Raw genomic sequence first — 6618 nt, 5'->3', positions numbered from 1 at the left:
GCGTCTATAGCCTTTTGTGAACTTCGATATATGGACAAAAACATCACCTTGGTAGTCATCAGAGTTGATGAAACCAAAACCACGCTCATCAATCCATCTAACAATTTTACCCTTCATATTTATTGTTCCTTCGAAGTGATATAACGCCAAATTAAGTAGTGAGTAACGCTACTACCCACCTAAACCATTGTGCCGTAAACACTTAAGCTGATTCAAAGCAAAAATGCCAAGCGTTACGAATCTGCTTAAATTTATTGTTAGAACTGTACTCAAAGATAGCGACTAACCCGCTCTACTTCTTTCAGAGCAATACTGTCAGCAGCAATTCCGACTTGATTCGCATTCAATGCATACCACTTAACTTCGTCAGCCTCTTGAGCCGTAATATCTCCTGTCCAAGCACTAACAATGAAATAATGGATCAACTGCAGTTCTTTCGTTGGGTGGTAAAGGGAGCATAAATATTTGTGTTCAGTTGGAACAACATTGAGCTCTTCATTTAACTCGCGGAACAGTGCCTGCACTTGAGTTTCACCATATTCAATATGACCACCTGGTATAGTGATCAAACCGGGATCCGTTTCCTTTTGCTCACTGCGTTTTTCTAGCAGTACCTGTGAACCATTAAGCATAATGAAAGAGATGCATTCATTTACTTCCATCCATATGTTCCCTTGAAAGTTCTAACGCCCTGTTAAGGTGTGAGCAACGCAATACCGAAGCTCCCACATATCACCTTAAACACTAAAACCAACGCATAGTAGAAATGCCACGCGTTGCGAATCACTCTTAAACAGTTTGTTAGTTTTATTGCTGGCGACTCAGTAACAAGCTTGCTCCAGACATAGCCAAAAAAGTTGCACAACCTCTATTGAAGCGCTTTGCCATTTTCGGCTTCGTAAACCACTGCCTTAGGTATATTCCAAATATCGCATAAATCGATATTGCACCCATTTCTAAAATTAGGAACGTAGCCCCTAAAGCGAAGAACTGTTCATTTACATTCGCTGAAACATCGACGAACTGTGGTAGAAAAGCAGTAAAGATTAAGATCGCCTTTGGATTACCAGCGGCTAGCAAAAATTCTTGTTTGGCTAAACCTAATCGGTTGCGAGTATTTTCTAATTCAGAAACAGGACTTGCTTCCGAACGCCAAAGATTAAAGGCAATCCACAACAAATAAGCCGCACCCACAATTTTAATCGTTAGAAATAGAGTCTCAGAAGCATAGAGAACCACTGCTAAACCAGAAGCAGCCAAGGCAATCATTACAGCGAATGCGGCGATACGACCAAGTCCAGCAATAAAAGCGGACTTGAAGCCGTAACAACGAGCATTGTTCATGGACAATAGATTGTTTGGACCAGGAGTCATATTGAGCGCAAAACACGCAGGTATAAAGAACAATAACTTCCAGATTTCCACAATATTTCCTCCAAAAAACTAACGCCAAATTAAGGTGTGAACAACGCTAACACCTTAGCTAAACCATTGTGCCATAAACACTAAACTGGCTTGAAGTGAAAGCGCCAAGCGTTGTGAATCACTCTTAAATTTATTGTTATGTGCATCTGGCCAGCATGAACTGCCAGTCCTGTTCAGAAACCCAAGATTCAAAAACCTTCACCCTGTGATAGCCCTTTTGAGTCAAGGATGTAATACGAACATATGGCCTACCTGTTAGTGACTTCTGATACCTCAATGCAGCCGGTATGTTAAACAAATACACTTCTTCATCATCCGCTGTAAGATTGCTATTACACTGACGCTTAGTGGAGAAATATTGAATTACAGCGCCTAAAAGCACAAAGCCATAAGTAATTGCACTCTGCTCCATAGAAAAACAAAGTCCAATGCCAGTAAAACACCCATACCACCTAAAACGGAAGATAGGCAGTAGGAAACCGCTCGGGAATGAGCAATAAACTCGATTTCACGCATAATCGAACCTCCGTTTATCATTGTTCATAAAAACTAGAGAACTAAAGTAAGGTTCGATAAGCAATGCGACTTTATTCACAGTAAAAGATGCTCATAACGCCAAATTAAGGTGTGAACAACGCTAACACCTTAGCTAAACCATTGTGCCATAAACACCAAACTAACTTGAAGTGAAGGCGCCAAGCGTTGTGAATCACTCTTAAATTTATTGTTAAGTTTACTTGCTAAAAAGGTACTTTTCCTGAAGCGTATGCCCACCAAACCAGTAAAACGGGAGCTGCTATTACATGTAGCCTAAACAATACAAATACTGAGTCGAAAATTGAACTACGGAATTTACTCGGGTTTCGATAAACATAAATATCTTTCAAAAACTCATATGATTTTCTTGTTCCATGAGTTGTTTGGACAACCAAACATAAATAGCTAATAAATGAAAATACTCCTGCTATCGCACTACCTTCTCGCCAAACCACGATCGTAGCGGCTGTGATAAGGGAATTAGCCGCGATTGAAAACCATTTTTCAGTAAATCCACTATCATAAAAGTCTTTAAAAAACGGTCTCATGATATAAACCCTACCTCGTAAACTTAACGCCCAATTAAGGTGTGAAGCACGCGACCACAACACCTAATTTTACCACCGTAAACACTGAACTTAACCCAAACCAAAAATGGCAAGCGTGCTGAATCACTCTTAAATTGTTTGTTATGTTTTTGCTTGCCACACCTTTATTTGTCCATCCATACCAGACACGACTTTATCCATTTTTTCTAGGCGTAGAAGAGAATCCAAAGTAGTGTGCTTGCTGGTAGTGAATATGAAGCCTAGCCCTCTAGGGGTAAATGCTTCTCTTGGTCGTTCTAACATGTAACTGAGGACTTTTTTGTCCATATCATCTTCTAACCCTCGAACTGTAAGATCCGCGACTCTCTTCGATAGTGCCTTTAGATCACCTGAGATTTGATTTTTCTCTTTAGCTTCACTCAAAACCTTTTCTGTTTCTTGAGCCACTACATCTTTCAAGTTATTTGCATGCAAAAAATGCTCTTCGTTGGTGAAGTCGCTTGGAGCGTAAAGTACTTGAGGCTTAAATACCAAAATCAGGAAAAATACAACAACGATTAGAGTTGGAAAAAACATTACAAAATCGATAAATTTCACCTGCATAGTTTCAGGTAGCAAAACAAGCGCCCCTGTAGCAAAAACTTCTGCGACGCCAGCAAAAATAGCCACGATCGTTAACGGATTACTTACTTTCATTCTAATTCCCAAAAAAAAACATAACGCCGCATTAAGGTGTGAGCAACGCTACCACCAAACCTAACCTTAAACTGAAAATGCCAAGCGTTGGGAATCACTCTTAAATGCTTTGTTATGCCTTGGTTTCATGCACCGATGGTGGCGGTGGCGGCGGTATCATTCGTTGCTGACTTGTAAAGTGCACTTCTTTCAGATGCTGACACAAACCATCAAAGTCTGGGAACAAAGTCATGTCATTTATTCCCATAGAATTAAGCTCTCGCATTACCATCGTTCGCTCACTAGCTGGCATGTCATAACGCCATAAATACGTCTGATTGCTTTCAGTGCCTTTGCTCATGATGAAGCCCTCAATATCGACGACATTCGTTGAAGTAGTAACACCCATCTGCCTAACCATCCGCTGATTACCTGTTGCGTATGGGACGAAGTTACTTACAAAATGCTCTGCACCTAAAAAGTTAGTTTGTGAGCCAAATGCTTTATTCCAACCGTCAATATCGAAGATATACACTGTGACTTTATCTGTTGGTTCTGGCTCTAATGGAGCATTTTTAAATGCAAAATATGCTGCGACATATCCGGAAAGAGTCCAATCTAATAATGGAGTCGGGAATCCGTGATGCTGCAACTTCCCTAACAAAGCGCCATATTCGATGTTATTTTCAAGATTGATCGGAGATTCAAAAGCAGCCAGTTGGTAGTTGACGTCATTAATTATCGAACCAAAATAGTCGGAAAGAGAAATACTCTTGAACTTAGCACTGCGATGGAATGTAGTTTCAAGCCTCCACTTACTATCGCTTTGTCCCCGATAATAGTGCTTTCGATTGTTACGAGTTGCCTCGGCAATCCATTGTTTATAAGAAGCCCAATTCTGTTGCATATAATCTCCGAATGTACCGAATTAAAGAGGCATAACGCCCAATTAAGTTGTGAGCAACGCTGCCGCATTGCCCAAGCACTTCACCGTAATCACCAAACTAATTGAAACCGAAAGCGCCGAGCGTTGCGAATCAGCTTGAATTGTTTGTTAAATGGCTAAATTTGCCCACATATTTCGTACAAAGTTACGCCCTGATACTCATAAACTAGCCTACGAACACTTGGGTCAGCATGTTGTTGATAAAGGGTCATTTCACTCTCAAGCAATGGTTCACCGTCAATCAACGCTACACTTCTACCTTTATAAATTGCCCACTCTATTGCACGTAGCAACCCTACATACATGTGCGATTTAACTAACTGAGGAGAGCTTCTATAACCTTCAATAGAATTAAGAAAGGCCTCAAATTCAACATCGCTATTGGGCTGCTGCTCATTTAATGCACGTAGCAACAACTCCTTTGCTTCAACTGTATATGACTTGTTTGCCGACATGTTGGAATTAACTATTTGACCTATATCTTTGACTAGCACCTTTATTGAGCTTCTTTCGGAATAATTTAAACGCAACGAGACGTCACCGGCAGATACAATATGTTCTATCGATTTAGAGCCAACTAAGTCAAACTCCATTAAGTCACAGTCAGCACTTGCTGATAAAGTAAAGCCCCAAAACATCATGCCAATAAGTAGTTTTCGCAAAGTGCCTCCTAGCCATTTAACGCCCTGTTAAGGTGTGAGCAACGCAATACTGATGCCGCCGCATACCACCTTAAACACCAAAACCAACGCATAGTGAAAATGCCACGCGTTGCGAATCACTCTTAAACAGATTGTTAAGTTTATTTTTTCGGTCTTGCTTCTTGCTCATTAGGATTATAGAAAAAGTTGATATTATTTACGTTAAAATCCAGATCCTTAGGTAAAGCTACACCTAGATAAATTTGTTGTAATACTGCGCCAAATACCATTATTGCTTGGTAAGTTGTATGTTGAAAGACACCATCTGGACTATGGCTGGACTCATTACCTAACCATTTAATCGCCTCAAGTGCTCTAATACATTTACACTCGACTTTTCCAAGCTTTTTACATTTATCTAAGCGCTCTTGTAATGGAATAGGTTTTGGATATCCTTTGCTGCTAAGAACGTCCACACCATTTTTGGTTCTATGCTGTTCGATACCTAGCTGAGTCAACAATTCTTCGACAGCGACTCTTAACTTATTGCCACATGATGCTTGCTCTACCCAGAAAAGTGAAAACACCATTTCCAACAACATTCTAATCTTGTACGGGTACTTTGAGTCCAATGGAAAGAAATTGGGAGCTGGATTTATAAAGGTTGGTGTAAATAACATTTCATATCCACATTCCTCATCGAAGTAGACCTCACCTGACATCACCAGAACTCCAACGTCTGCACACTCCTGATTTTTACACTGTAAGTCTGACCGTAAAATTGCCCTTGTATCTCCACCAGTTCTAACATCTGAAATTTGACGTATATTGGGTTCACCTAGCGGACTCATGTCACCCTGGTTACATGTTGGACATACAAATGCGGGAATTTGCTCTTGTGAATATAAAATACCCTGTTCCAATTCTTTGTCTCCATAAACTTAACGCCAAATTAAGTAGTGAGTAACGCTACCACCCACCTAAACCATTGTGCCGTAAACACCGAAGCTGATTCAAAGCAAAAATGCCGAGCGTTACGAATCTGCTTAAATTTATTGTTAGTTGCCCAACTCCAAGCCTAGTGCTAACATTTGTACACACACAAGATATGGAGCACATCATGGACACTAGAATTCAGTTTCGTGTTGATGAAGAAACGAAACGACTAGCCCAGCAGATGGCTGAAAGCCAAGGCAGAACACTAAGTGATGCTTGTCGCGAACTGACTGAGCAACTAGCTGATCAACAGAGAAAGACTTTATCTCACGACGCGTGGTTAACTGAACAAGTTAACTTAGCTTTTGAGAAGTTTGACTCGGGAAAAGCCACTTTTGTTGACCACGAGTCAGCTAGATCTCGTATGGCCGAGCGTAAAGCTAAAATCCGAAACCGAGGCAAATTATGATTTTGTGGGAAGAAGAGTCTCTTAACGATCGCGAAAAGATCTTTGAGTTTCTTTACGACTTCAACCCCGAAGCTGCTGACAAAACCGACGAAATTATTGAGGCAAAAGTTGAGAACCTTCTAGAGCAACCTCATATGGGAGTTCAACGAGACGGAATTCGAGGGCGATTGCTCATTATTCCTGAAATTTCAATGATTGTTTCCTACTGGGTTGAGGGCGATATCATTCGTATCATGCGTGTACTGCACCAAAAACAAAAATTCCCAGCGGACTGATTATGTCTACTGGGAAACTAACGCCCAATTAACGTGTGAGCAGCGCAGACACTGAACTTCAACACTGCACCGTAAACACTAAATTCAACCCGAAGTGAGAACGCCAAGCGTTGCGAATCACTGTTGAATTGTTTGTTATGTTTTACCACAAATATATGATTTACTT

At 40.7% G+C, this 6618-nt stretch carries 10 protein-coding genes; 2 read left to right on the top strand and 8 right to left on the bottom strand.

Going from position 1 to position 6618, the window contains the following annotated elements; genetic code table 11:
• From ELS82_RS22930 to ELS82_RS22890, 8 genes are all read right to left on the bottom strand, one after another.
• On the bottom strand, positions 1-117 hold a 117-nt coding region (locus ELS82_RS22930; protein ID WP_134837509.1), incomplete at its 3' end, for a cold shock domain-containing protein.
• A 152-nt stretch (positions 118-269) separates the two neighbouring features.
• Positions 270-662, bottom strand: a complete 393-nt coding sequence (locus ELS82_RS22925; protein ID WP_134837508.1) for an NUDIX hydrolase — start codon at positions 660-662, stop codon at positions 270-272.
• Positions 663-807: 145 nt separating this feature from the next.
• On the bottom strand, positions 808-1425 hold the full coding sequence (locus ELS82_RS22915) for a LysE family translocator (RefSeq protein ID WP_134837507.1): 618 nt from the start codon (positions 1423-1425) through the stop codon (positions 808-810).
• 740 nt (positions 1426-2165) lie between these two features.
• Complete coding sequence (locus tag ELS82_RS26485; RefSeq protein WP_167489486.1) at positions 2166-2510, bottom strand: hypothetical protein; 345 nt, start codon at positions 2508-2510, stop codon at positions 2166-2168.
• Positions 2511-2651: 141 nt separating this feature from the next.
• Positions 2652-3206, bottom strand: coding sequence for a hypothetical protein (locus ELS82_RS22910; RefSeq protein WP_134837506.1), 555 nt, complete (start codon positions 3204-3206; stop codon positions 2652-2654).
• Between the two features lie 112 nt (positions 3207-3318).
• Positions 3319-4092, bottom strand: a complete 774-nt coding sequence (locus ELS82_RS22905; RefSeq protein WP_134837505.1) for an FRG domain-containing protein — start codon at positions 4090-4092, stop codon at positions 3319-3321.
• 155 nt (positions 4093-4247) lie between these two features.
• Positions 4248-4793 (bottom strand): hypothetical protein, encoded by a 546-nt coding sequence (locus tag ELS82_RS22900; protein WP_134837504.1) that lies wholly within the window; start codon positions 4791-4793, stop codon positions 4248-4250.
• Positions 4794-4933: 140 nt separating this feature from the next.
• A complete protein-coding gene (locus ELS82_RS22890) occupies positions 4934-5695 on the bottom strand; it encodes a DUF4145 domain-containing protein (protein ID WP_134837503.1) in 762 nt (253 codons plus the stop codon).
• 197 nt (positions 5696-5892) lie between these two features.
• Between ELS82_RS22890 and ELS82_RS22885 the strand changes: the two genes are divergently transcribed.
• Positions 5893-6177, top strand: a complete 285-nt coding sequence (locus ELS82_RS22885; protein WP_134837502.1) for a type II toxin-antitoxin system RelB/DinJ family antitoxin — start codon at positions 5893-5895, stop codon at positions 6175-6177.
• A complete protein-coding gene (locus ELS82_RS22880; RefSeq protein WP_134837501.1) occupies positions 6174-6452 on the top strand; it encodes a type II toxin-antitoxin system RelE/ParE family toxin in 279 nt (92 codons plus the stop codon). Before ELS82_RS22885 ends, ELS82_RS22880 begins: the two co-directional genes overlap by 4 nt.
• Positions 6453-6618 lie beyond the last annotated feature (166 nt).

It is taken from the genome of Vibrio ouci (assembly GCF_004551525.1).
GTDB lineage: Bacteria > Pseudomonadota > Gammaproteobacteria > Enterobacterales > Vibrionaceae > Vibrio > Vibrio ouci.
The sequence above is the reverse complement of the archived record's forward strand: the minus strand, read 5'-3'. Positions and strand labels throughout refer to the sequence as shown.

Coding starts and splice junctions, on each gene's coding strand:
- ELS82_RS22925 (WP_134837508.1), bottom strand. CDS start 662: ATGGAAGTAAATGAATGCATCTCTTTCATTATGCTTAATGGTTCACAG.
- ELS82_RS26485 (WP_167489486.1), bottom strand. CDS start 2,510: ATGAGACCGTTTTTTAAAGACTTTTATGATAGTGGATTTACTGAAAAA.
- ELS82_RS22910 (WP_134837506.1), bottom strand. CDS start 3,206: ATGAAAGTAAGTAATCCGTTAACGATCGTGGCTATTTTTGCTGGCGTC.
- ELS82_RS22905 (WP_134837505.1), bottom strand. CDS start 4,092: ATGCAACAGAATTGGGCTTCTTATAAACAATGGATTGCCGAGGCAACT.
- ELS82_RS22885 (WP_134837502.1), top strand. CDS start 5,893: ATGGACACTAGAATTCAGTTTCGTGTTGATGAAGAAACGAAACGACTA.
- ELS82_RS22880 (WP_134837501.1), top strand. CDS start 6,174: ATGATTTTGTGGGAAGAAGAGTCTCTTAACGATCGCGAAAAGATCTTT.